21 protein-coding genes are annotated in these 24717 nt (G+C 55.2%); 11 read left to right on the top strand and 10 right to left on the bottom strand.

All coding sequences use genetic code 11. From position 1 onward, the window contains the following. Position 1 precedes the first annotated feature (1 nt). Together ACQG1K_RS18575 and ACQG1K_RS18580 are read right to left on the bottom strand one after the other, a co-directional pair. On the bottom strand, positions 2-1795 hold the full coding sequence (locus tag ACQG1K_RS18575) for a hybrid sensor histidine kinase/response regulator (protein WP_022649380.1): 1794 nt from the start codon (positions 1793-1795) through the stop codon (positions 2-4). Continuing rightward, positions 1792-2424 (bottom strand): LuxR C-terminal-related transcriptional regulator, encoded by a 633-nt coding sequence (locus ACQG1K_RS18580; RefSeq protein ID WP_063163587.1) that lies wholly within the window; start codon positions 2422-2424, stop codon positions 1792-1794. Before ACQG1K_RS18580 ends, ACQG1K_RS18575 begins: the two co-directional genes overlap by 4 nt. 175 nt (positions 2425-2599) lie before the next feature. On the opposite strand from ACQG1K_RS18580, the gene ACQG1K_RS18585 reads away from it, so the two are divergent. Continuing rightward, on the top strand, positions 2600-2914 hold the full coding sequence (locus ACQG1K_RS18585) for a lipoprotein (protein WP_003862457.1): 315 nt from the start codon (positions 2600-2602) through the stop codon (positions 2912-2914). A gap of 114 nt (positions 2915-3028) precedes the next feature. Beyond that, complete coding sequence (locus ACQG1K_RS18590; RefSeq protein ID WP_426720761.1) at positions 3029-6046, top strand: autotransporter domain-containing protein; 3018 nt, start codon at positions 3029-3031, stop codon at positions 6044-6046. 61 nt (positions 6047-6107) lie between these two features. Here the strand turns inward: ACQG1K_RS18590 and ACQG1K_RS18595 are convergent, their stop codons facing one another. Beyond that, positions 6108-6635, bottom strand: coding sequence for a helix-turn-helix transcriptional regulator (locus tag ACQG1K_RS18595; protein ID WP_045308383.1), 528 nt, complete (start codon positions 6633-6635; stop codon positions 6108-6110). A 668-nt stretch (positions 6636-7303) separates the two neighbouring features. Between ACQG1K_RS18595 and pgaA the strand changes: the two genes are divergently transcribed. From pgaA to pgaD, 4 genes are read left to right on the top strand one after another with little or no spacing between them, the layout of a single operon-like run. After that, positions 7304-9742 carry a poly-beta-1,6 N-acetyl-D-glucosamine export porin PgaA gene (gene pgaA, locus ACQG1K_RS18600; RefSeq protein WP_367076216.1) on the top strand — a complete coding sequence of 813 codons (2439 nt, stop codon included), beginning with the start codon at positions 7304-7306 and terminating at the stop codon, positions 9740-9742. A gap of 8 nt (positions 9743-9750) precedes the next feature. Then, a complete protein-coding gene (gene pgaB / locus ACQG1K_RS18605) occupies positions 9751-11688 on the top strand; it encodes a poly-beta-1,6-N-acetyl-D-glucosamine N-deacetylase PgaB (protein WP_367076218.1) in 1938 nt (645 codons plus the stop codon). Beyond that, a complete protein-coding gene (pgaC, locus tag ACQG1K_RS18610) occupies positions 11681-13012 on the top strand; it encodes a poly-beta-1,6-N-acetyl-D-glucosamine synthase (RefSeq protein ID WP_367076220.1) in 1332 nt (443 codons plus the stop codon). The genes pgaB and pgaC overlap by 8 nt, the downstream gene beginning before the upstream one ends. Further along, positions 13009-13443, top strand: a complete 435-nt coding sequence (gene pgaD, locus ACQG1K_RS18615) for a poly-beta-1,6-N-acetyl-D-glucosamine biosynthesis protein PgaD (protein WP_126291765.1) — start codon at positions 13009-13011, stop codon at positions 13441-13443. Before pgaC ends, pgaD begins: the two co-directional genes overlap by 4 nt. 52 nt (positions 13444-13495) lie before the next feature. On the opposite strand, the gene gss is transcribed toward pgaD, so the two are convergent. After that, the gene (gene gss / locus ACQG1K_RS18620) at positions 13496-15358 is read right to left on the bottom strand and encodes a bifunctional glutathionylspermidine amidase/synthase (RefSeq protein ID WP_367076222.1); all 1863 of its coding nucleotides are present in this window, start codon (positions 15356-15358) and stop codon (positions 13496-13498) included. A 183-nt stretch (positions 15359-15541) separates the two neighbouring features. On the opposite strand from gss, the gene yghU reads away from it, so the two are divergent. Then, positions 15542-16408 (top strand): glutathione-dependent disulfide-bond oxidoreductase, encoded by an 867-nt coding sequence (gene yghU, locus ACQG1K_RS18625; protein ID WP_367076224.1) that lies wholly within the window; start codon positions 15542-15544, stop codon positions 16406-16408. Between the two features lie 76 nt (positions 16409-16484). Continuing rightward, positions 16485-17234, top strand: a complete 750-nt coding sequence (gene fucR, locus ACQG1K_RS18630; RefSeq protein WP_023298593.1) for an L-fucose operon activator — start codon at positions 16485-16487, stop codon at positions 17232-17234. Between the two features lie 2 nt (positions 17235-17236). Here fucR and ACQG1K_RS18635 read toward each other — a convergent pair whose 3' ends face one another. Both ACQG1K_RS18635 and yghX read right to left on the bottom strand, forming a co-directional pair. Beyond that, positions 17237-18784, bottom strand: a complete 1548-nt coding sequence (locus ACQG1K_RS18635) for a methyl-accepting chemotaxis protein (RefSeq protein ID WP_022649391.1) — start codon at positions 18782-18784, stop codon at positions 17237-17239. A 113-nt stretch (positions 18785-18897) separates the two neighbouring features. After that, complete coding sequence (gene yghX / locus ACQG1K_RS18640) at positions 18898-19785, bottom strand: YghX family hydrolase (RefSeq protein ID WP_367076226.1); 888 nt, start codon at positions 19783-19785, stop codon at positions 18898-18900. Positions 19786-19867: 82 nt separating this feature from the next. On the opposite strand from yghX, the gene ACQG1K_RS18645 reads away from it, so the two are divergent. Then, positions 19868-20908: an aldo/keto reductase gene (locus ACQG1K_RS18645; RefSeq protein WP_063147393.1), complete on the top strand. Its 1041-nt coding sequence runs from the start codon at positions 19868-19870 to the stop codon at positions 20906-20908. 551 nt (positions 20909-21459) lie between these two features. On the opposite strand, the gene ACQG1K_RS18650 is transcribed toward ACQG1K_RS18645, so the two are convergent. Together ACQG1K_RS18650 and ACQG1K_RS18655 are read right to left on the bottom strand one after the other, a co-directional pair. After that, positions 21460-21948 (bottom strand): TIGR00645 family protein, encoded by a 489-nt coding sequence (locus ACQG1K_RS18650; protein ID WP_006811956.1) that lies wholly within the window; start codon positions 21946-21948, stop codon positions 21460-21462. Between the two features lie 43 nt (positions 21949-21991). After that, positions 21992-22495, bottom strand: coding sequence for an ESA_00282 family adhesion-associated protein (locus ACQG1K_RS18655; RefSeq protein ID WP_023298598.1), 504 nt, complete (start codon positions 22493-22495; stop codon positions 21992-21994). Positions 22496-22597: 102 nt separating this feature from the next. Here ACQG1K_RS18655 and ACQG1K_RS18660 point away from each other — a divergent pair, with 102 nt between their 5' ends. Continuing rightward, positions 22598-23002 carry a hypothetical protein gene (locus ACQG1K_RS18660; protein WP_023298599.1) on the top strand — a complete coding sequence of 135 codons (405 nt, stop codon included), beginning with the start codon at positions 22598-22600 and terminating at the stop codon, positions 23000-23002. Next, complete coding sequence (locus ACQG1K_RS18665) at positions 22995-23432, top strand: hypothetical protein (protein ID WP_023298600.1); 438 nt, start codon at positions 22995-22997, stop codon at positions 23430-23432. Before ACQG1K_RS18660 ends, ACQG1K_RS18665 begins: the two co-directional genes overlap by 8 nt. Positions 23433-23523: 91 nt before the next feature. On the opposite strand, the gene exbD is transcribed toward ACQG1K_RS18665, so the two are convergent. Together exbD and exbB are read right to left on the bottom strand one after the other, a co-directional pair. Next, on the bottom strand, positions 23524-23949 hold the full coding sequence (gene exbD, locus ACQG1K_RS18670) for a TonB system transport protein ExbD (protein ID WP_023298601.1): 426 nt from the start codon (positions 23947-23949) through the stop codon (positions 23524-23526). 4 nt (positions 23950-23953) lie between these two features. Then, positions 23954-24685, bottom strand: coding sequence for a tol-pal system-associated acyl-CoA thioesterase (gene exbB, locus ACQG1K_RS18675; RefSeq protein WP_023298602.1), 732 nt, complete (start codon positions 24683-24685; stop codon positions 23954-23956). Positions 24686-24717 lie beyond the last annotated feature (32 nt).

Below are 24717 nucleotides of genomic sequence, written 5' to 3' on the forward strand. Positions count from 1 at the left end.
CTTATTTATATCCACGACACCCTGACCACTGCGCCAGCAGCGCATGCAGTTTAGCTGGCTCCAGAGGCTTGCGGAGCACCAGATACCCTTCCTGCTCCGCCTCCAGCAGAACCGGTGAATTAAATTCGCCGCTAACTATCGCGCCGCTCATATCCGGCAGACGGTCAAAAAGCGCTTTCAGGATATCGAAGCCGCTTTCGCCGGATCGCAGACGCTGGTCGCACAGCACGGCGAACGGCGTAAAGCCGTCGTCGATTATGGCAAACGCTTCTTCAGCCGAGGCCGCACAGCGTACGTCGATTCCCCAGACGCTCATCAGGCTCTCCCAGGCAGACGTCACCAGCGGGTCGTCATCGACGACCAGGCAGGAACCGTGCAGGGGCGCATAGCGTACCGGCGTGGCGGTGTTGTCAGCGGCGGGCGGGATATCCGGCGCAATGTCTTCACCAACGTATTGGGTAAAGCGCATCCAGAAGCGTGAGCCTTTACCTTCAATGGATTGCATCCCGTATTTCACCTTCATCAGCTTGGCACAGCGGGCGACTACGGCCAGTCCCAGCCCGTGTCCGGCGCTGTCGATCTTCCATGCCAGCTCGGGGCGGTAGTAAGGTGAGAAGATTTTGCCCTTCTCTTCATCGGCGATACCGACTCCCGTGTCCCACACCTCCACCATACACTCGTCACCGCGCGGTCGGATGGCGACCAGCACCCCGCCCTGGAGCGTGTAACGAAGGGCGTTTTGAATCAGGTTAATCAGGGACTGTCGCACCAGCAGCGAATCGCCCATCACGTAGATACGGCGTTTAGGCCGCCGGATGCACAGCCTAAGCGCGCGGCTGTTGGCCTCTTCGCGAAACAGCGTGATGACCGAGTCGAGCAGAGCACCGATATCCACTTTGGCCGGGGCAGAGAGGACATTCCCGGATTCTATTTTGCTGAGATCGAGCAGAGAGTTGAGCATTAAATGTACCGAGCGAACGCTCTGCTGCAGGTCAAGAAGCTGTGGCGTCAGGCTGTCGTCCCGGTTTCGGTGGAGGATGGCTTCGATCAGAAAGCCCATAGCGTGTACGGGCTGGCGCAGATCGTGGCTGGCGGTGGTCAGAAACTGATTTTTATCCAGCAGTGCCTGCTCCGCGTCCTCTTTGGCCTGACGAAACTGTTCCGCCAGGCGTGAGCTTTTTTCCTCAAGCAGTGCCTGCTGAATAAAGAACGCATGGGAAGTTAACGCATGGCGGTAAATTGCGAAGCCGTAAAGCAGATTCAGCATGAGCACGATGAACATCAACTCATCCAGCCGCCAGATAATACCGAGGTTCAGCACCCCCCATGAGGCGAAGAAAAAACGCGTAAAGGTGCTGATGACCGGCGTCAGATGCGTCGCATTGGCGGCGACGATAGCGGCGATGCTGATATTAAGTAACAGGAAAAAGTCAAAATTCTGCGTCTGTGGAGTAATTAAATAGAGCGAAGAAATGCCCAGCCCGTGAATAAAGGCGATATTATTAATACGCGGAAGCCAGCGTCGCAGGACGTCCCTATCACCGTTTTCTTTCGCTTCACGCTGATAGCGTCGGTGCAATAGTCGTATCGCCACGGCACATAGCAGATAAATAATTATCCAGATAATCGTTGGGCCGAGGTCGTCCCCAAGCATATAAATCCAGATGGCGAAAGGAATACCCACAAAGGGCACAGCACTAAAGCTAAATACCAGCCGCAGAAAGGTGTTGTTTAGCAAACGGATCTGCGCCGGAGCAGAGATACCTTCGTTTTGTAAGCTCTGGAAAAACCTCATTCCGACGGTTCCTGCTTGCCGTGCAGAAGCGTGATGGCTTCGACCCGGCTGTTAACACCTATCTTTTTCAATATATTGCTGATGTGTTCTTTGACCGTGGGCTCAGAAATTGAAAGCTGTGCGGCGATTCGTTTATTTGGCAGGCCGCGCATAATCATATTTAATACGTCTATTTGTCGCGGCGTTAAGTTAAATTTACTTAACTTCTCATTATTTGCCTTAACGGAAATTTCGTTTCCCTCAGGAAACCAGGTCTGATTATCACTGAGTGCGAAAACGGCCCGCGAGAACATCTCAGGTGGCTCGCTTTTCAATACAAAACCGTGGCCCCCGGCGGCATTAACTTTGCGCCAGATATCATTATTGTCATCCCCGCTGACCACCAGGAGTCGTACCTGTGGGTAAAGTTGTTTTACTTCTTTGAGTAATTTCAGGGCCGTTCCGGAAGAGAGCCAAAAATCGATTACCAGCAAACGTGGCGGGCCATGATCCCTAATTTGGCGGTAGCAATCATCCTCATTCGTCACCACACACGCCTGTTTAAACTGGCAATGTGTAATCAGAAAATTGGCGATGCCGCTTGCTACCAATGGATGGTCATCAACGACTAACGCATAATTCTGTCCCAAAGGAGCCTCCTTTTACCTTCGCATATCTTAGAGTACAGATGAATTATTATCTACCCACCCTACTTTAGGAGGGTTTTTTCGATTAGGAAAGAGAAATATATTATTCGCTGATTTGGGTAAAAGAAAACATAAATACAATCAGTGAAATTAACTGGTTGGATATCAAGGATAATTTATGAAAAAACCACTAATCGTTTTAACCGTTACGTTGATGCTAGCCGGTTGTTCCACGTTGAAAACCGATCAGGCTATTCCACTCCTGCAAGCAGAGACCGCTAAAATGCTGGGACTGGGCTCATCGGATGAAATAACCGTGACCAACGTTAATGGCGCCCAGCCGGACGCACTGGGAGGACAAAAACTGTCTTATCGCGCCACGACAGAAAAAGGGCGTATTTTCGATTGTTCATCAATGATGATGCCGGGGATTTTAGGATCCGCACCGACGCTAAGCGCGCCAACCTGTACACCTGTTGTCACACATAAATAATTAACGCCGCATCAAAAGGCGTACATAAATAACGCCTTTTACATTTTCTGACGTATCTGAGTTTTCATAAAAACGATTTTCCAGACATCACGCTAATGAGTACGGAGATAGCCCGTGAATAACTCTACATCGCATGCTTTAGCGGTTAAGACGCCGCTTTCCAGACTTTACCTCGCTCTATTTTCCGCGCCGCTGTTACTGTTTTTACCTGCCGATATCGCGCGTGCAGCCGATGCCTTTTTTGATGGCGACTCGCGTATTACCGAAACGCTGGGTTACACCGGAGATGTTTATGTTGGACGTAATCAACGCGGAAACCTGCTGATCGATAATGGCAAAATCACCGCCTATAACATCAATATCGGTCGGCTGTTCGACGGCAAAATTTATGAAAGCGTGGTCACGGTCCGTGGGCCAGACGCTGAGCTTAACGCGGTGAACGATCGGTACGTCCTGCGCGGCGACCTGAATCTTGGCCTCGGCACCCTGCGAGTCGAAGAGGGCGCGCTGGCGAGCGCAAAGGAGATCGTTGTCGGCACCACCCGGGGCTACGACAGCCACCTTATCGCCACGGGTGCCGGCTCTCGCGTGACCAGTAATTTTCTGAGCGTAGGCACCGATCTGGGCGCACGCTCCACGCTGGCAATTGAGGACGGCGCGGCGCTCAATACCGCCTACGATGCGCGCATCGGGAATGGTACCGGGCCGGGTGAAACCGACACGCTGAGCCCGAAAGCCACCGTCACGGGGAGTGGCTCACAGTGGAACGTTGGCCGTACGTTGACGCTTTATGGCGACCTGGACGTACTGAACGGCGGAGCGGTTAACGTTGGCGGCGTGCAGGTGGCGGGCGTCTCCGGCGCAGGGAAAACCGCCGAATTGGTTATTGCGGGCAAGGACTCGCGCTTTACCAGCGGCAGCAGCGTGAGCGTGGGCGATTACGGCAATGGCGTGCTGTCTGTGATTGACGGCGGTTCATTTTCCGCTGGCAGCAATGCGCTGATCGTGGGGACATCGGGTTCCGGCTCGAACCGGGGTGCGCTCATCATCGGCAGCCGCGGCAATATGGACACCGGCACGGGTTTAACTGAGCCAACGCATGGCACGGCGGGCGGCGCAGGTACCCTCGATGCGAAGACGGCAATCAGCCTGCGTGGCGGACTGTTCGGCAGCTATGTCTACTTCAACCATACCGACGGAAATTACATCTTCAGCAACACGATGAGCGGTGAAGGTGATGTGATCAACACCTCCGGGCAAACGACGCTGAACGGCGATCTTTCCGCACTCAAGGCGAACGTAACCGCGCGGGGCGGTAAAGTCATCATTGCCAGCAATATTAATACCCAGCCAGAAGACGATATCTTTGACGTCCAGACCCTTAGCGCGGAGAACGGCGGCACGCTGATCCTCAATGCGACGGCGGGTTCAGACGTCAGCGACGGGGTGGGTTACAGCAGCGCCGCGTCAATCAAGTCCGGCGGCACGCTGGGCGGCAACGGGACGCTGGGCCAGACCGAGATCCTGTCCGGCGGACATATCTCGCCCGGCGACGGCAATATCGGTACGTTGACGCTGAAACGCTATCTGAACTTTATCGGCGAATCCTTCTATGACGTCGATATCGCAGGAGATGGCCGCAGCGACCAGCTACTGGTATCGGGCAAAACCACCATCAGCGATCGGGCTAAGGTACAGGTCACCGCGCTGGATCCGCAAACCAGCTATAAAACGGGCCAAAGCTACCGCATTTTGACCTCCGACGGGGGAATTGACGGTGAGTTCGCCGGAGCGATTTCCAAATCCGCCTTCCTGGACGTGGCGCTTGAGCAAAGCACCAACGCCGTCGATCTGACCATCGCGCAGAAAGAGACCGGAGGCGAAAATCCTGGGGGCGAGAACCCGGGCGGTGAAAACCCCGGAGGTGAAAACCCGGGCGGTGAGAATCCTGGCGGTGAAAACCCGGGCGGTGAGAATCCTGGCGGCGAAAACCCGGGCAGCGGCAAGCCGGGCATTTTCCAGACCGTGGCCCAAAGCAGCAACCAGTGGAATACCGCTGGCGCGCTCTCCACGCTGACGCAAAGCGGCCCGTCGCTGGCGCTGTATAACTCGCTGCTTCTGCTGAGCGCGCCGGAAGCGCGCGAGGCGTTCAACCAGCTGTCTGGTGAAGTTTATCCATCAATGCAGTCCAACCTGATCGCTGGCAGCACGCAGGTGTTTAACGTGTTAAACCAGCGTATGCAGCGCGCGTTTGATAACGACAGCCTGCCGATCCCACCGTTAGCCATGTCGCTGGTGCAGCAGCCGGAGCCGCAAAACAATGGCGTCTGGGGCCAGACCTTCAGCTCCTGGAGCCGAAACAGCGGCGACGGAAACGTGGGCAAGCTGGACGGCAACACCACCGGCTTCCTGCTGGGGGCAGATCGCAAGCTGGCGGACCATAATGTGCGTATCGGCGGCTACTTCGGCTACAGCCGGGGTGATTACGACGTCGACAGCCGTCGCTCCTCAACGGATACCGACAACTATCACCTTGGCCTGTATGCGGCGGGTCAACAGGATGCGTTCTCCCTTCGCGGCGCGCTGGGTTACACCTGGCACAAGATCGAGGGCGAGCGCAATGTTGATTTCAGCGGCTTCTCGGATCGGCTGAAGTCAGATTATGACGCTAACTCGCTGCTGGCGTTTACCGAAGCGGGCTACCGTTTCGGCCAGCCAGACAGGAATATTGAGCCGTTCGTCAATTTATCGTACATCCGGCTGCATACCGACAGCTTCAGGGAAGACGGCGGTGCCGCTGCGCTGAGCGTCCGTAACGAAACGATGAACACCTTCTATTCCACACTCGGGGTGCGCGGTGTGACCGAGCTGCCGAAGAACGTTAACCTCTACGGTTCGCTGGGCTGGCAGCACGCTTATGGCGATAAGAATACCTCTTCGCGCATGGCGTTTGCGGGCAGCGACGCGTTCATTACTCAGGGGCAAGCCGTGGATGAGGACGTAATGGTGGGTGATATCGGCGTGAGCGTACAGCTGTCGCGTGCTGCGACGCTGGATGTGGGTTATCAGGGACAATATGGTGCGGATACCCGCGTCAACTCTGTTAACGCCAATCTGCGCTGGTCGTTCTGAATTATTTCCATTAAAAGAACCCGCCCTCGTGGCGGGTTTGTGCTTTTGGCTTCTGACGAAGCTAGGGATCGTTCCCAGCCGCGTCCAGCAGTTTGTTTTTGAAGATAAACAAACACGCCTCGTTGAAGTTCCCTGCCCCTAACCGCTCCGATAGCGCCGTTCGCTTGCGATAGAGGCTTTTAACCGACATATTCAGCTTATCTGCAATCTCTTCCATTGACCTCCCTGCCTTCAGCAACCGGAGCATTATCGCTTCATGTCTACTCAGCCGTAAGTTAAGCAGCCATTTGGTTGTCAGACGCCAGCCTTTCATATCAAGCACCAGATTGAATAACGACGCCATATCCGGAGGCGTAAGCGACGTGTTCATAAACAGCTTCATACTGTGCAGATCCTCCTCTCGAGGGCGCATATCCAGCATAACGCAGCAGATCGTTTTTCTCGTTCTGGCCGGATGGCGTATCAGGTAATCATATAAACGGAGCGGCGTACGGCTATCAATCAGTACAGTATATTCATTTGCGTCGGTATCAAATATGTTTCTGTCTATCGAACAGAGGCAAATTATATCCGGGAAAAATAGCCGCATCCCCCTGACAAGAAAACAATCCTGAGTCACTAACACTATTGAAGTCGCCACTAATCATCCCTTTTAGATTAAAGCAAGCCCGCCTTTTAAGAAACAAGGACGCTTTCGTTTATAGCGCTTTACATTAACGGCAAATGTTTTCTGGCTTTGATCATCCCTCAATATGACATTGGTGAGCTAGACTTTTTGCAGACTATCACTCAATGCCTGGCGTTAATTATAAATAAAAAAGAATTTCAGAAAAGTCACTTCTCTGAACATTAAGAATTTTTGTCATGAAACTTCCCAAACATGCACCAGAAAGTACTTTAATTAACTCAGCAGAACTTCATTTCAAATATAAAAAAACTGCAAACAGCAAAAGAAAAAACATTTAATATCAATCAGTTAAAAAGAACAATCCTGCACTGAATTATCTAAAAAACTTACTTCTTCCAGAATTATCTCAAAACCTCCCAGCCGCTTTTCAACTTATTTATCCCCCAACACATCGGGTGTACATTAAGCCCAATCAGACCACTGAGATGAGGGCGCATAATTACCTTTAAGTAAGTACCCCATAACGTAGCATCATTCAGATTTAATGTTCTCCTTTATGCCCTTTAACGCAGAGTTAAAAGGCGGCCGTGTTATGCAATGGATTCACGATAAACAAATGGCAAATAGATATGGAAAGATCGCTTAGCTTCACTACGTTATTCTTTTATCGCACCACAATATTATTGCTCCTGCTTTTACTCTTTCCTGTTCTGGTTCAGGCTGATGAATCCGTTTATGAGCATCAGATACAACAGGCACGTAACGGTAATTACGCTCTGTTTCTTGATTACCTACAGCGCTATGAGCAACAGCATGCTTTAACACCTGGACAGGTTGCGGACTGGTTACAGGTAGCCTCCTGGGCAGGACGCGATGATGAGGTTATTCGAGTCTGGCAGCGTTATGGTATTTATATGCCGCTTCCCGCTCGCGCCATCGCTGCTGTCGCTCAGTCCAGAAGAAACCAAAAAGCCTGGCCATCCGCCTTATCGCTGTGGAAAGAGGCGCTCAGCCTTGCGCCGGATAACGACGATTACCGCATCGGCTATGTTAAGACCCTGGCCGATGCCCGCAGAGATCGCCTCGCGCTTTCGAAAGCCCGGCAGTTGGTTAAGGACGATCCTTCTCCCGCGCACCTTGAGACGCTCTCCTATGTCTGGATGCGCCAGGGAAAAAACGGGGACCGGCTGCTGGCGGACATGCGCGCGCTAAACGCCGCACCAGGGAATAACGCCCTTCTTCGCGAGACGATCGATGCGTTAACGGATAACCGGGTAAGCACGCCCGCACTCTGGCTGTCGCAAAGCGCAGCAATGTCTCCCGCGGAGCGTCGCCGCCTTGAGCGTAACGCCGCGGCTGAAAAGGTACGCCTGGCGGATGTGCCTGGCAGAACGGAGAAAGAGCGGCTGCGGCTGGCACAAAACGCATTAGATCGCTATCACGTCCTGCTTTCCCGCTGGCAAAACGAACCGCAGGCGGCTGAAGACGTCATCCTTGCCCGTATCGATCGGCTTGGCGCGCTGTATGCGCAGGGTGATTACCGGCAGGTTATTAGCGAATATGAGGCGCTGACGACCGCACAGCATCCGGTGCCGGACTGGGCCATCGGCTGGGTGATCTCTGCATATTTGCAGGAGAAAAACACCGTCGCCGCCTTCTCGCTTGTACAACGCTATCCATACTACGCCTCCGATCCGCAGGATGAGGAGCATGCGCTTTTCTACGCCTGGCTGGATACGGGGCAGTATCAAACCGCCCGCCGCTACGTTGAGCGCGAGACCCTCAGCGTTCCCTGGACCCGCTACGATTTCGGATCCCCGACCGCGCAGCCGAACGATAGGTGGCTCACCGGACAGTCACTCAAACTTAACTATTTGCTGGCGACCAACGCCCTGCCCGAGGCCGAAAAGCTGTCGTATCGTCTGGCGTCAACGGCGCCGGGAAATCAGGGATTACAAATTGATTATGCCGCCCTGCTTCAGGCCAGGGGCCTGCCGCGCGCGGCCGAGCAAAAGCTTAAACAAGCAGAGGCGCTCGAACCCACGAATCTGGAGCTTGAAAAACAGCAGGCTTACGTCGCAATGGACCTTCAGGAGTGGCGCCAGATGGATTTACTGGCTGATGACGTAATTGCTCGCGCCCCCGCCGATCGCAGCGCCCGCCGCCTGGACAGGCTCAGAGCGGTCCACCATATGTCAGAGCTGCGTCTGAACGCGGGTAAAGGATTGCACTCAGATAACCCCGTCAGCGGTAGCCACGACATGAGCTGGGACGCCACGCTCTATGGCCCACCCGTGGCAGATAACTGGCGGCTATTTGCTGGCGCCCGCTATGTACAGGGGAATTTCGACGAAGGTAAAGGCATCAGCCGCCACCTGTTGGGCGGCGTTGAGTGGCGCCCACGTGACCTCACGCTCGAAGCCGAGCTCTCCAGCAACCGCTATCACGGCACAAACAGGCCGGGTGCACGGCTCTCAACAACCTACAGCCTGAGTGATAACTGGCAGGTCAGCGGTAGCCTCGAGCGCTTATCACGCGCGACACCCTTACGGGCATTACGCAATGGGATCAGTGCCAACCGGGGTGAAGGTGGGGTGCGCTGGTATCAAAACGAGCGACGTGAATACCAGTTCAACGCCGCCGTCAGCCGCTTCTCAGACCACAACCGCCGTCAGGAATACACCCTCTCCGGGAAAGAGCGTCTCTGGCAGACCCCGACCCTGACGCTGGATCTCGAACCGGGGATCGCCTCCAGTAAAAACAGCCTGCGGAATACGCTCTATTACAACCCGGCACGGGATCTGTCCGTGACGGCAGCCCTGTCCGTTGACCATGAGATGTACCGCCACTACGACACCCTCTGGAGCCAGCTGTTCGTGGCAGGCGGCGGCAGCTACTGGCAGAAAAATCAGTCGCCTGGCGCCATTACCCTGCTGGGTTACGGGCAACGCATTCAGTGGAACAACGTTGTCGATACTGGCGTGATGCTGAACTGGGATAAACGCCCTTACGACGGCAAACGCGAGAGCAATCTCTCCGTCACGTTAGATGCGACTTTACGCTTTTAAGGATGAATATGCTGAATACACGTTTTTCTGTAAGCCTGATCGTCATCGGCTGGCTCTGCCTCAGCGCGAGTCTCTGCGCGCAGCCGCTCTCCTTTATGGCTCCTGAAGAGAGGCCGCAGCTGGAGGCCAGCAAACCCTGGCCGGAGAATCAGTTTCTGGTCCTGGCCTACCACGACGTCGAAGATGATGCTGCCGATCAGCGCTACCTCTCCGTTCGCACCAGCGCGTTAAACGAGCAGATAAGCTGGCTTTTGCACAACGGCTATCACGCCATCAGCGTGCAGGACATTGTGGATGCGCATGAAGGAAAAAAAGCGCTGCCGCCGAAAGCCGTTTTGCTCAGCTTCGACGACGGCTACAGCAGTTTTTACACCCGGGTCTGGCCCCTGCTTCAGGCCTGGAACGTTCCTGCGCTGTGGGCGCCGGTGGGCAGTTGGGTGGATACGCCGGCAAATCAAAAAGTTAACTTCGGCGGTCTGATGACGCCCCGCGATCGGTTCGCGACATGGGACATGGTACGCGAGCTCAGCCGCTCCCCGCTGGTTGAAATCGGCTCGCATACCTGGGCCTCGCATTACGGCATCCCGGCCAACCCGCAGGGAAGCCGTGAACCCGCTATCGCCAACCGTTTTTTCGATAACGCGACGGGGCATTACGAAACCGATGAACACTTCAACCAGCGGATCGCCGCAGACGTACGGAAAGTCACCGAAAAAATCACCCAGGTGACGGGAAAAGCGCCGCGTGCCTGGGTGTGGCCCTATGGGGCTGCCAACGGTACATCGCTCGCTATCGCCCAGAAACAGGGCTATCAGCTGGCCTTTACCCTGGAGGACGGGCTGGCAAACGTGCGCGACCTCGGCAACATCCCGCGCCTGCTGATTGCCGGAAATCCGTCGATAAAAACCTTTGCCAACACGGTTAGCCGCGTTCAGGAGTTTGACCCGGTGCGCGTCATGCATGTTGATCTCGATTATGTCTACGATCCCGATCCGACCCAGCAGACGAAAAACATCAACAAACTCGTCCAGCGGGTCTACGACATGAAAATCAGCCATGTGTTTCTCCAGGCGTTTTCGGATCCGCGGGGCGACGGCAGGATCGGCGCGCTCTATTTCCCCAACCGTCGTCTTCCGGTCCAGGCCGATCTTTTTAATTTTGTCGCCTGGCAGCTACAAACCCGCGCGGGAGTGAAAGTCTTTGCGTGGATGCCGGTCCTCTCTTTCGATCTCAGTCCAGCCCTGCCGCGCGTGCAGCTCCGGGATCGCCAAACGGGAGAGTTGACCGTGGCCGCCGAGCCCTATATCCGGCTCTCCCCATGGAGTGCGCAGGTTCGCCAGCAGGTGACGGAGATCTATGAAGATCTGGCCCGCTATGCCAGCTTCAACGGGATCTTGTTCCATGACGACGCGGTGCTGACGGACGTTGACGATGCCGGACAGGAGACGACCCGGCAGAAGAGCCAGCAGCTTATCGGCTTTACCCGCACCCTGAGCCAGGCGGTGAAAAACATCCGTGGCCCGCAGATCAAAACCGCGCGCAATATGTTCGCCCTCCCCATTCTGCAGCCCGAAAGCGAAGCGTGGTTTGCGCAAAATCTGGATGATTTTCTGTCGGCCTACGACTGGACGGTGCCGATGGCAATGCCACTGATGGAGTCCGTCCCGGCAGAAGAGAGCAATGCCTGGCTGACGCGTTTAGTCAACGCCGTCGCCGCACGCCCCGGCGCGCTGAATAAAACGATTTTTGAGCTACAGGCCAGGGACTGGGCGCAGAAACCGCAGCGTGCCGTAGCCGATGAACGTCTGGTGGGGTGGATGCAGGTGCTCCAGCTGAACGGCATCAAAAATTACGGTTATTACCCCGACGACTTTCTCAACAACCAACCTGATATTTCGCGTATCAGGCCTGAATTTTCTTCGTACTGGTATCCTGACAATGACTGATCGCATTATCGCCTTCTCTATTTTGTGTCTGGTATTCGGGTTGCCGTTAGGCGTAGCCGCGCTATTTACCGGCGAACTGATTCTGGACTTTGTCTTTTTCTGGCCGCTGTTTATGTCCGTGCTCTGGGTAACCGGCGGCCTCTATTTCTGGTTTCAGCTTGAACGGCACTGGTCGTGGGATAACGCAACACCCGCGCCCGCCTTAGCCGATGAACCGTTAATCTCGATTCTTATTCCCTGCTTTAATGAGGAACGCAACGCACGGGAGACCATTAGCGCCGCGCTGGGTCAGCGGTACTGGAATGTTGAGGTTATCGCCATCAACGACGGCTCTTCGGACAATACCGCGCAGGTGCTGCATCAACTGGCGCAGGAGCAGCCGCGCCTGCGGGTGATTAATCTCGCGGAGAATCAGGGGAAAGCCGTGGCGCTCAAGGCTGGTGCGGCGGCGGCCCGGGGCGATCTGCTGGTCTGCATTGACGGCGACGCCCTGCTCGATCGCGATACGGCCGCGTATCTGGTGGCACCGCTGATTCAGTATCCCCACGTTGGGGCCGTCACCGGAAATCCGCGTATTCGCACGCGCTCAACGCTGATTGGTCGTATTCAGGTGGGCGAGTTTTCTTCCATTATTGGTCTTATCAAGCGAACGCAGCGGATCTATGGCCGGGTCTTTACGGTCTCCGGCGTCATCGCCGCCTTTCGCCGACAGGCGCTGGCGGATGTCGGGTACTGGAGCCCGGATATGATCACAGAGGACATTGACATAAGCTGGAAGCTTCAGCTGCGCCACTGGGATATCTTTTTCGAGCCGCGGGCGCTGTGCTGGATCCTGATGCCGGAGACGCTCAAGGGGCTGTGGAAACAGCGTCTGCGCTGGGCTCAGGGCGGTGCAGAGGTGTTTCTGGTTAACCTGCGCAAAATGGCCCGCTGGGAGCATCATCGGATGTGGCCCCTGTTTCTCGAGTACGCGCTGTCAACGCTGTGGGCGTTTGCCTATGGAGCGACCGTGGTGTTGTTCATTCTTAGCCATATTATCCCTCTTCCCGCGAATCTGGCCGTTGCGAGTCTGTTTCCCCCGGCGTTTACCGGGCTGCTGCTGGGGGTGATGTGCCTGCTGCAATTCCTCGTCAGTTTGTATATCGAGCGGCGCTACGAGCGGAAAGTGGCAGGCTCGCTGTTCTGGGTGATTTGGTTCCCGATGGTGTACTGGATGATTGGCCTGTTTACCACCCTCGTGGCATTTCCGAAAGTCATGCTTAAACGTAAACGCGCCCGCGCGCGCTGGATCAGTCCGGACCGGGGAAAAGGGAGCATTCAATGAACGAGAATACGTTAATTTTGACTGAACATCGGCTGGCACCGCGTCTTTTCGATGCCGCATTAACGCTGATAGCCTGGGGAGGATTCCTGTTTTTCCTGTATGCCAGGCTGTGGATGCAGTTAACCGAGGCGAGCGATCACCGCTGGAGCGTGATTATCGCCTCTTTTAATACAGTACTGGTCTATCTGCTGATTGCCGCGCTCAACGGCTGGCTGCTGATCCTGTGGTATCAGTACAATCGCCGCCGCGCGCATGTGAGGCGGCGTCATCCGCAAATGTTGCGCCATGACGAGCTTGCCCAAAGTTTTAACGTCACGCCGCAAATTATGTCCGAGATGAGCCAGTACAACCTGCTGACGGTCTATCATGACCAGATCGGCCGCATCATTGATCTGAAGATCAGCGAGCAGCAGGTCGAGGAAGAAGAATAATAAAAAGCCCCCGCAGCATACCCTGCGGGGGCTTTTTTATAACAGGGAGACGTTATTTATCCTTCACCACAATCAGCGGTTCAATATCGCTCTCTTTCTTCACCACCAGCGAGTCATCCCCACGCAGACAGGTTCCGCCATAGTTTCCGCCCACGGTAAAGGTGCAGACCTGTATGTATCTGCCGTCAACCTTTGGCAGGCACCATAGCTGCTGGTAGATATTTTTGCGGTCAACAAACTTGCCGCTGGACTGGTCCAGCAGTTGATCCTGGGCGCCGATCAGATCGATATTGCTCCCGCAGCGTCCGGCTATCGGTTTAACGGCATAGCCTGTCCGTTTCAGCAGCGCATTCACCTCAAAATCGGTATCCAGCAGGTAACGGTGGTTCGGGAACAGCTGCCACAGCACCGGCAGGATCGCCTTGTTACCTGGGATCACCGTCCACAGCGGTTCAAAGACCAGCACTTCCGGGCGCAGCAGGACGTCAATCAGGCGCACTTCACCTTGCGGGTGACCGGTACGGATGGGCACGGCGGCGTACTCGGTTTCGCTCACCTCGCGGATCTGCTCGATCGCCGTTTCCCACGCCCAGGTTTTCCATACGCAGTTGACGTGACGGCCTTCATCATCAATCAGTTGCCCGGCAGCATCCCAGCTCAGCGCGCCCAGTCCATGCAGGATTTTGGTTTCAAACCCGGCCTGGATCAGCGAGCGCTGAATAAAGAGCGCGTGGTAATCCTCTTCGATATCGTTGTCCTGCATGATATGGACGAACGGCCGCGCGTGGCTGTGCTTCCAGGCGCCGGTCAGCTCTTCCAGCAGCCCTTCCGCCGGATTGTGGCCGGTGCCGCGATAGCCGTTTTTCACCCACTCTTCAAGAATCAGCCCGCCCTCGGTATGGCAGGAGGCGGAGTCCGCGTTGTACTCGTAAACCTTAATGCCGCGCTCATCCATGCAGAAATCCATACGACCGGTGATCATATGGTGACGACGCCACTGCCACGAGAGGCGCAGACGCGGCCAGAGAATTTTCGGGATGTCGAAAAGCGCGAGTAAGCTGTCGTCTTTCAGCACCTTGTCGGTGGCATGAAGGTACATCAGGTGCAGTTCGTTGGTGGCTTTGATCAGCTCCTGCTCGGCACTTTCGGTAATGGTGAAGTACTGGCAGGGATCGTTGTTAATAACGTGGCCGTTCGCGCGAATGTACGCCTGTTGCAGGGCGTCGTTTTCATTGAGCCATTTTCCGTCGAACTGACGGTTGTTCTTCAACCGCGCGCCGCTGATTTTCAGCAGCTCACCGTCGATCTCCGGCTGAGGAATACTGTGTTCCGTCTCCTCCGTCTGGATCATCCAGCCAAGGATCTCGGTATCGCTGAACGTATCATGAAGCGTATAGCAACCGTTCTCAACGCTCAGACGCAGCTCGCGCGTCCACTGCTGCCCCATCGGCAGCGGAGAGTGAATAACGTTCTGCTCGGCAATGCGCACTTTGTCGTCCAGCAACTGGGTGATGACGGCCACGTGTCCGGTCTCTTGAAACTCACCGCCCTTTTGCCAGATGAGCAGCGCACCGGCCTGCGGCGCGCGTTTTGAGCCATTAGCAAAGGCCTGTAGCGGCAGGATGTTGTCATTCACCACCTGGCGTAAAAAACGCAGGGAGAAGATCTCCCACGCCATCCCGACGTCGGTAAAGACAAACCCGTGGTTGAGAAACAGGAAACGGCGCGCAAACTCAACGCACTGCCATTTATGGCCCATGTATTCGTTGCCGATATAGCTGCGGAATTCCGCGTCTTCCGGGTAGTGCCGCGGATCGAGACTGCCGTAATTTGAAGAGTAAATCGCCACGCCACCCGGCGCATAACCTAATAACGTCCCGAAGGGTGCGTCACTGCTTAACGTTCCTTTACGCATGTGCCCAACCTAAAACAGGCAGGCGGCAATTTTTTTGTGGGGTTGTCGTCGTCTGCACGTTGTAATTAACTGACAGAGGTGGCGTTATCATACACCCGCCCTGCCCATTACGCTCGCATCGTTAAACGGTTCCCCTATCTCCTGCTACACTGCCTCAACACAACACCAAAAAGGCAGGCCAACATGTCAGATAACACCTATCAGCCACCGAAAGTGTGGGAATGGAAACAGAATAACGGCGGCGCGTTCGCCAATATCAACCGTCCCGTCTCGGGCGCTACGCACGAGAAAGAGCTGCCTGTGGGCGAGCACCCGCTCCAGCTGTACTCTCTGGGTACACCGAATGGACAGAAAGTTACCATCATGCTGGAAGAGCTGCTGGCGCTGGGCGTGACGGGCGCGGAATACGACGCATGGTTAATCCGCATCGGTGAGGGCGATCAGTTCTCCAGCGGTTTTGTCGACGTGAACCCGAACTCGAAGATCCCGGCACTGCGTGACCACTCCACCACCCCGCCGACGCGCGTCTTTGAATCCGGCAATATCCTGCTCTATCTGGCCGAGAAATTTGGTCACTTCCTGCCAAAAGATCCGGCTGGACGTACGGAAACCCTGAACTGGCTGTTCTGGTTACAGGGCGCGGCCCCGTTCCTCGGCGGCGGTTTTGGCCACTTCTATAACTACGCGCCGGTGAAGATTGAGTACGCTATCGATCGCTTCACCATGGAGGCTAAACGCCTGTTCGACGTGCTGGACAAGCAGCTGGGGCGCGGTCGTTATGTAGCGGGTGAGGAATATACCATCGCCGATATGGCGATCTGGCCGTGGTTTGGCTGCGTGGCGCTGGGCAGCGTCTACAACGCCGCCGAATTCCTCGACGCCGGGAAGTACACCAACGTGCAGCGCTGGGCAAAAGATGTGGCGAATCGCCCGTCCGTTAAACGCGGGCGCATTGTTAACCGCACCAACGGCGAGCTGAACGAGCAGCTGCATGAGCGCCATTCAGCGAGCGACTTCGATACCCAGACGGAAGATAAACGTCAGGATTGACCCATGACCGGGCGGTTCGCCGCCCATCTTTTGCGATGAGAAAAATGAGTCAGCACGCGTGCGCAAGGATCCTCGAATGTCAGACCAGACGCTAAAAGCGACCCGACAGCAGAGCATCATCACCCTGCTGAGTAAAAGTGACTGGCTGACCACCGATGCCCTGGCTGAAAAGCTCTCCGTCAGCAAAGAGACGATCCGCCGGGATCTGAAGTCGTTACAGCAGCAGGGGAAACTTCTGCGCCAGCACGGGCGTGCGCGTCTGATTCACCCGGACAGCCGCGACAGCGGTGAACCCTTTGGCGCACGCCTGAAAAGCCATTATGCCGACAAAGCCGATATTGCCCGACACGCGCTGGGCTGGATCAGCGAAGGGATGACCATCGCCCTCGACGCCAGCTCGACCTGCTTTCATCTGGCGCGCCAGCTTCCGGATATCGAACTCACCGTGTTTACCAATAGCCTGCCTGTCTGCCACGAGATGGCGAAGCGCGAGCGGATCACGCTTATCTGCTCCGGCGGAACGCTTGAGCGTAAGTATCGCTGCTATGTTAATCCGGCGCTGGTGACGCAGCTTAAAGGGCTGGAGATCGATCTGTTTATCTTCTCGTGTGAAGGGGTTGATGAGCATGGCGTCCTTTGGGATCCGTCCGAGCACAACGCGGGCTTTAAGGCTCTGCTGTTAAACCGGGCCAGCCAGTCGCTGCTGCTGATCGACAAAAGTAAATTTATGCGGGCAAGCGAAGTGAAAATCGGTCAGCTGTCGCAGGTGACACAGATTATTCAGAGCGATAAATGTCAGGCCGCCAGAGACGGCCTGACGCGATGATGTTACGCGGAGAGACGGAACTTCTGCACTGAGCGCTGGAGTTCTTCGGTCTGCCGTTCCAGTGCGGCCGCAGCGGCGGAAACCTGCTCCACCAGCGAGGCATTCTGCTGGGTCACGCCGTCCATCTGCGTGATGGCTACGCCGACCTGAGAAATACCTTTGCTCTGCTCCTCTGACGCGGTGGCGATCTGCTTCATAATGACGGTCACCTCCGTCACGTCGCGCAGGATAGCTTCCATCGTCGTGCCGGTATCGTTCACCAGCTGCGCCCCCTGCTCCACGCGGGCAACGGAATCCGCAATCAGCCCTTCGATCTCTTTTGCCGCATTCGCGCTGCGGCTGGCCAGATTACGCACCTCACCCGCCACGACCGCAAAACCGCGCCCCTGCTCCCCGGCCCGAGCCGCTTCCACCGCGGCGTTCAGCGCCAGAATATTGGTCTGGAAGGCGATGCTGTTGATAACGGTAGTGATTTCAGCAATTTTCTTCGAGCTGTCCGAAATGCCGCTCATGGTCGTGACCACATCGTCTACCAGCGACCCGCCGCGGCTGGCCGTACTGGAGGCGACATCCGCAAGCTGGCTGGCCTGGCGCGCGCTTTCGGCGTTCAGCTTCACCGTTGCGGTAAGCTGTTCCATGCTGGCCGCGGTCTCTTCCAGCGCAGCGGCCTGCTCTTCGGTACGCGAAGAGAGATCGTTATTCCCGCTGGAGATCTCCGTTGCCCCGCGCCAGATATTCTCGCTGCCGGAACGAATCGTGCTGACCGCCTCCCGCAGGCTGTCCTGCATGGCGCTCAGCAGCGGAACCAGTTGCCCCACGCAGTTGCGGCCAATGGGCTCAATCGGCTGGCTGAGATCGCCCTGCGCAATCTGGCGGAACTGCTGACGGATACGCTCCAGCGGTTTTACCAGCAGCGCCACCAGGTAGCGGTCGGTGAACAGCAGGATCAGCAGACCCACGATCGTGGCGGTGATAATCACCGTCCGGGTCATGCTGGTCAGGCTGTCGACCACAACGCGCGTACTGTCGAGCGCCTTCACCGCAGAATTGTTAAAGTTCTCAACCGCGGCGCCAAACGCGCGGCTTAGCGGCGGCGTAACATTGTTGGCATGCTGACGATAGCCTTCGAGCGTCGCCTGCTTTGCCTGCACCATCTGAGGCGTAACGCCCCGATCGAGCAGCGCCTGCCAGGTGGAAATCACCTGCGCAGAGACCTTTTCATCCATCGGGCCCGGGGAGATAGCTTTCATCTCTGCCAGCTTTTTACTCATGTTATCCAGCGCCTGCTGAGCAGGAGCCAGGTCCGGCGTGCCGCCCGCTGCTTTAGCTTCCATCGCCCGGCTCAGGCGGGTGACGAAACGGAAATACTGATCGTTGCCCTGGCTCAGCACCGTCATTTGCCTGACCAGCTGGCGGTCAACGTCATTACCATCAGAAACACGAGACAGAGACCAGGTGCTGTAAAGCCCCACGCCTGCCCACATGACACAAAAGATCCCCAGTACCGTCAGCATGACGAAACGGATGGTGAAATTACGAAGCATCTTCATTGAGTATTCCTTGCCGTGAGGGTGAATTCGCCCAGAGGCGAGTACTACCCTCGTTATCGGCAGGGACAGGGGAAAAGATAACCCTTTGTGATGATTTATTTAAGCAGGGCTTATCATTCCAGATATTTTTTAAACCAGCTTAACGTTCTCGACCAGGCCAGCTCGGCTGCGGGCTGGTCATAGCGTGGGGTAGAATTGTTGTGAAATCCATGGTTTACGCCGGGGTAGATATACGCTTCATAAACCTTATTATTTGATTTCAGCGCGGCTTCATAGGCAGGCCAGCCCTCGTTAATATTTTTGTCCAGCTCGGCATAATGAAGCAGGAGCGGCGCGCTAATTTTTGGCACATCCTCCACCCGAGGCTGACGACCATAGAAGGGCACCGCACAGTCGAGTTCCGGATACGCTACGGCGGCGGCATTCGATACGCCGCCGCCATAGCAAAAACCGGTAATCCCCACCTTACCGGTGGCTTCCGGATGATTTTTCATAAACTCTATGGCGGCAAAAAAGTCGTTCATCAGCCTTGTCGGGTCGACCTTCTGCTGCAAAACCTTTCCTTCGTCGTCGTTGCCGGGGTATCCCCCCACCGAGCTCAGGCCGTCGGGAGCCAGCGCGATATACCCCGCTTTCGCCACGCGTCGTGCCACGTCTTCAATATACGGATTCAGCCCCCGGTTCTCATGCACGACCACTACCGCGGGCGTTTTCGCGGTGGCTTTGGCCGGCTTCACCAGGTAACCGCGCACTTCGCCGTGACCATTGGGCGAGGGATAAGTGATGTATTCCGGAAGAATATCGGGATCGGTGAATTTAACCTGCTCCGCGAGGGCGTAGTTGGGTTTAAGCATATTAAACAGCATCAGCGCCGTTACGCCGCCTGCGGCATAGCGCGCCGCGAGATTCAGAAATTCGCGTTTGCTGATTTTACCGTGGGCGTAATAGTCATAGTAATCAAGCAGCTCTTGCGGAAAATATTTGGCAGTCAGGCGCGTCATCGCTTATCTCCATGATTTATGATTTGATAAGCTTAGAATAAAAACGCTGTTTCGAAAATTCACCGATAAGAAAGGAGACATCATGTCCTGGCACCCTTACACCGGCCGATACGAAAACATGCAGTACCGATACTGCGGCAAAAGCGGCCTGCGCTTACCGGCGCTGTCGCTGGGTCTGTGGCACAGCTTTGGCCACGTTCAGGCGCTCGATTCCCAGCGCGCGCTGCTGCGTAAGGCCTTCGATCTCGGCATTACCCATTTTGACCTTGCCAACAACTACGGCCCCCCTCCAGGCAGCGCTGAAGAAAATTTTGGCCGCCTGCTGCGAGAAGATTTTGCCGGGTATCGCGACGAGCTGATCATCTCCACCAAAGCGGGCTACGACATGTGGCCAGGACCGTATGGTTCGGGTGGTTCACGTAAGTATCTGCTCGCCAGCCTCGACCAGAGCCTGAAACGCATGGGCGTGGAGTATGTGGATATTTTCTATTCTCACCGCGTAGACGAAAACACGCCGATGGAAGAGACCGCCGCCGCGTTGGCACACGCGGTGCAGAGCGGAAAAGCGCTGTACGTCGGCATTTCGTCCTACTCCACGGAACGCACGACGGTGATGGCCGAATTGCTGCGCGAGTGGAAGATCCCGCTTTTGATCCACCAGCCGTCTTACAACCTGCTTAACCGCTGGGTCGACAAGACTGGTCTGCTGGACGCGCTGGAGAAAAACGGAACGGGCTGTATCGCCTTTACCCCGCTGGCGCAGGGCCTGCTGACCGGAAAATACCTGAACGGTATTCCGGACGGTTCACGTATGCAGCGCGAAGGGAAAAAAGTGCGCGGCCTGACGGAGAAAATGCTGACCGAAGCCAACCTGAGCAGCCTTCGTCTGCTGAACGAGATGGCGCACGCGCGCGGGCAGACGATGGCGCAGATGGCGCTAAGCTGGCTGTTGAAAGATACACGTGTAACGTCGGTGCTGATCGGCGCGAGCCGCCCGGAGCAACTGGAAGAGAACGTTCAGGCGCTGAATAACCTGTGCTTTACCGAAGATGAACTGACGCGGATTGACCAGCACGTGGCGGATGGTGAGCTGAATTTGTGGCAGGCGTCGTCGGATAAATAAATAGTGCGGTCCGATGCTTTCGCCCCTCACCCTAACCCTCTCCCCAGAGGGGAGAGGGAACTTGAACACCCTCTCCCCTCTGGGGCTGAGGGATCCCCAGTAATTTTTTTATGCAGAAGCAATAAAGTTGCTTTCTAAATGACTGAGGGCTGTCAGCGATGCCCTGGTCCGGCTGTAAATCGCTGAGGCGTTTCCTGCAGGCCGGGGCGAGGCGCAGGGATGCGCCGAGAGGGCGGCTTTACAGGGACGTTGCCTCCGCCCGTACCCGATAAGCCGGAAGGAATAAGCCGAGGGCACCGCGAAGCGGCGATTTACCGCCGGGAGCCCGGGTCGCCAGGGTGGTGGCGACTGAGCCACCCTGGCACGTTCACCGGTCATGTCGTTACAGAGTAGTAAGGAACATAAAGTGAACGGAATGACCACCACCGCCGTATATTCCCCTCACCCTAACCCTCTCCCCGGAGGGGCGAGGGGATTGCTCAGTGCTCGCATTAATTTGTGGGGAACCCTCAGCCTCTGGGGAGAGGGCAGGGTGAGGGGCGCTGTAAAATTTATTTCTTACTGATCTTATCCAGATATCCCATCACAAACGCCGACAGTACAAACGTCAGGTGGATAATCACATACCACATCAGCTTATTATCCGGGACGTTTTTAGCATCCATAAAGACACGTAACAGGTGAATAGACGAAATCGCCACAATCGACGCCGCGACTTTATTTTTCAGCGATGAGGCGTCCATTTTCCCCAGCCAGTTGAGCTTTTCTTTGTGCTCGGCGATATCAAGCTGAGAGACGAAATTCTCATAACCGGAGAACATCACCATCACCAGTAATCCTCCTACCAGCGTCATATCCACCAGCGACAGCAGAACCAGAATCAAATCGGCTTCTGCCACGGAGAAAATGTTTGGCAGGACGTGGAATATCTCCTGGAAGAACTTGATCGTCAGGGCGACCAGCGCCAGAGAGAGACCAAAATAGACGGGTGCGAGCAGCCAGCGAGAGGCATACATTGCGTTTTCAAAGAAGCGTTCCATAAAATCCTGTCTGCAAACGAAACCAGCGCTCAGTATATCTCAACTATACCTCGTTGGGATCCACATCCGGACGCGCATACTCCGGCCAGACCAGTGCGACCAGTTCCGGGTAGGCTTCCAGGCTAAACTCGCGAAAACACTGGCGCAGATTTAATACGTCTAAATCGGAATACGACACCTTCTCGCCATTCAGACAGCGCTTTTTGATATTGTCGTAATATTTATAGACCGCCGAATTAAGGTCGCTACAGCGGCGCTGCGCGTCGAACAGGCCGGGCGTATCATTAATTTCGGCCATTTTCATTCGCTTAATTGTCGCATGGAGAAAATCGATATATTCGTGATTCACCCGCCAGTACCAGACTGGCGTCACGGCGTTCATCAAGACGGAGAAATGATCTTCCCCCTCCTCTTTGGACATCAATTCAGGCTGCGGTGGTTCACTGGCGTCATTTGACACTTTCGTTTTATTGAACTCTTGCATCAATAAAAGCACGCCAGCGGTCAGTAATAGTAACGTTACGACCGTGAAGAAAATGCTGTTCATGGGTAGGCTCCATTTTTTTTGATTTTAAAATTGCCTCATGATATTGTCAACGAATCTCACCCTTTTTCCAACCCCACCCTTTTGAAATTAAAGGAAATTAAAATGCTGCCCGACAATCTTGTCCCGGCAAAGTACCACATTACGCCTGTGGAACAGCCTTCGACGGAAGCAGATAAAGAGGCGAATTTCACTCAAGGAAAAAGAAAACTCTCCGACTATGAAGCCGATATATTAATTGGTGTTTCACGCACCGGCAAATCCCGTAATATGGTGCTGGAAGAGCACGATCGTCATTTAAAAGAACGGTTATTTCGTGCCATCAAGATTGAAGCTTTAGTTCATCTGCTAAATGATTTACAGGCCGAAGGGGAAATAGATGCCCAGGCTCTAAGTCAAATAATGGCCGAGAAAACACAGCAAATAAATGAAGCTGGCAATGAAATTTGGCTTAACTTAATTACGCGTGAAAAAAACAATCCCATTTTTTATAACCTGGGGGATGATTAACGTGAATGATGATAGCGGTAATAACGTTTATTTGACTTTAGATGATAAGAAAAGCGATGAATTTATCTTAAAGCAGAATCTTGACGCCCTGAAAAAGATAAAAAATGACGAGATGACGCGAATAACGCAGGACTTGGTTTCGATTCCGGCCACGCTGGTGCGCCTGAAATGGCAGAACCGTCGGGAAATTTATGCCTTGCAGGCCAAAGAGGAGATTTACGGCGCGGTGATGAACGCCATTATTGAGCTGCGCCCTGAGCTTAAAGAGAAGATCCTTGGGCGACTGGAGACGAACTATCAGTACCTGCTGGCACGCGAGACAGCCACCCTGCGCCTGACCCGTAAACTCTCGGAAGGCAACTATCGCACATCAAACGTCACCTGCGTGGCGCTCGATGAAGAGGCGTCAACAACATCTTCTAACTGCTGACAACGTGGTTCGCCCGGCGGCGCTAGCCTGAGATTGTAGGCCGGGTAAGGCGAAGCCGCCACCCGGCACGGAAGGCGGCTTCGCCTTCGTTTTACTTCGCGGCCGCTTTCTCTTCGCCGACCAGGCCAATCTTCAGGTATCCCGCCTGATGCAGCGTGTCCATTACCTTCATCATGGTTTCATAATCGACGGTTTTATCCGCGCGGAAGAAGACGGTGGTGTCTTTCTTGCCGCCGGTCAGCTGGTCCAGCGCCGGAATAACCGAGGCATCCGTCACCGGATCGTTGCCCAGGAACATGGACTTATCGGCCTTCACGGACAGGTAGACAGGCTTTTCCGGACGCGGCTGCGGCTGGCTGGAGGACGCTGGCAGATTCACCTTCACGTCCACCGTCGCCAGCGGCGCGGCAACCATAAAGATAATCAGCAGAACCAGCATGACGTCGATAAACGGCGTCACGTTGATCTCATGCATTTCACCGTTATCGTCCAGATTTTCATTAAGACGCATTGCCATACAATCAACCTACGCGCAGTTTGGACGCCGCATGCACCGGTTTAACGGCGCTGGCGTTCAGGTCCAGATCGCGGCTTTGCAGCAGCAGAACCTGCGCGGCAACGTCACCCAGTGTGGCTTTGTAACTGCCAATCATGCGCGCGAAGATGTTATAGATAACTACCGCAGGGATAGCGGCAACCAGACCGATAGCCGTTGCCAGCAGCGCTTCTGCGATACCCGGCGCGACGACCGCAAGGTTAGTGGTCTGCGTCTGGGCGATACCGATAAAGCTGTTCATGATGCCCCAGACGGTACCGAACAGGCCGACGAACGGGGAGATAGCGCCGATAGTCGCCAGGTAGCCGTTACCGCGGCCCATATGACGACCCACGGCCGCAACGCGACGCTCCAGACGGAAGCCGGTACGCTCTTTAATGCCTTCGTTATCTTCACTGCCTGCGGAGAGTTCCAGCTCGTTCTGCGCTTCGTTCACTAACAGGGTAGTCAGGCTTTTCGCATGGAAGGATGAGGTGATATCAGAAGCCTGATCCAGAGAGCGGGCTTCCGCCAGCTGCTTCTGCTCACGCTTGAGGCGGCGTTTTTGTGAAAGAAGTTCGGCGCTCTTGCTGAAGAAGATAGCCCAGGTGATCACGGACGCCAGAATCAGGCCGATCATCACAACCTTAACGACGATGTCAGCATGTTGATACATGCCCCAAACGGAGAGATCCGTCTGCATCAAATTATTACCCACTCTGTATCTCCAGGACGCAAATCACACAATCT

Source organism: Enterobacter cloacae complex sp. 402C9 (assembly GCF_050030745.1).
Lineage (GTDB): Bacteria > Pseudomonadota > Gammaproteobacteria > Enterobacterales > Enterobacteriaceae > Enterobacter > Enterobacter intestinihominis.

Coding starts and splice junctions, on each gene's coding strand:
- ACQG1K_RS18575 (WP_022649380.1), bottom strand. CDS start 1,795: ATGAGGTTTTTCCAGAGCTTACAAAACGAAGGTATCTCTGCTCCGGCG.
- ACQG1K_RS18585 (WP_003862457.1), top strand. CDS start 2,600: ATGAAAAAACCACTAATCGTTTTAACCGTTACGTTGATGCTAGCCGGT.
- ACQG1K_RS18595 (WP_045308383.1), bottom strand. CDS start 6,635: ATGCGGCTATTTTTCCCGGATATAATTTGCCTCTGTTCGATAGACAGA.
- pgaA (WP_367076216.1), top strand. CDS start 7,304: ATGGAAAGATCGCTTAGCTTCACTACGTTATTCTTTTATCGCACCACA.
- pgaB (WP_367076218.1), top strand. CDS start 9,751: ATGCTGAATACACGTTTTTCTGTAAGCCTGATCGTCATCGGCTGGCTC.
- pgaC (WP_367076220.1), top strand. CDS start 11,681: ATGACTGATCGCATTATCGCCTTCTCTATTTTGTGTCTGGTATTCGGG.
- pgaD (WP_126291765.1), top strand. CDS start 13,009: ATGAACGAGAATACGTTAATTTTGACTGAACATCGGCTGGCACCGCGT.
- gss (WP_367076222.1), bottom strand. CDS start 15,358: ATGCGTAAAGGAACGTTAAGCAGTGACGCACCCTTCGGGACGTTATTA.
- yghU (WP_367076224.1), top strand. CDS start 15,542: ATGTCAGATAACACCTATCAGCCACCGAAAGTGTGGGAATGGAAACAG.
- fucR (WP_023298593.1), top strand. CDS start 16,485: ATGTCAGACCAGACGCTAAAAGCGACCCGACAGCAGAGCATCATCACC.
- ACQG1K_RS18635 (WP_022649391.1), bottom strand. CDS start 18,784: ATGAAGATGCTTCGTAATTTCACCATCCGTTTCGTCATGCTGACGGTA.
- yghX (WP_367076226.1), bottom strand. CDS start 19,785: ATGACGCGCCTGACTGCCAAATATTTTCCGCAAGAGCTGCTTGATTAC.
- ACQG1K_RS18645 (WP_063147393.1), top strand. CDS start 19,868: ATGTCCTGGCACCCTTACACCGGCCGATACGAAAACATGCAGTACCGA.
- ACQG1K_RS18650 (WP_006811956.1), bottom strand. CDS start 21,948: ATGGAACGCTTCTTTGAAAACGCAATGTATGCCTCTCGCTGGCTGCTC.
- ACQG1K_RS18655 (WP_023298598.1), bottom strand. CDS start 22,495: ATGAACAGCATTTTCTTCACGGTCGTAACGTTACTATTACTGACCGCT.
- ACQG1K_RS18660 (WP_023298599.1), top strand. CDS start 22,598: ATGCTGCCCGACAATCTTGTCCCGGCAAAGTACCACATTACGCCTGTG.
- ACQG1K_RS18665 (WP_023298600.1), top strand. CDS start 22,995: ATGATTAACGTGAATGATGATAGCGGTAATAACGTTTATTTGACTTTA.
- exbD (WP_023298601.1), bottom strand. CDS start 23,949: ATGGCAATGCGTCTTAATGAAAATCTGGACGATAACGGTGAAATGCAT.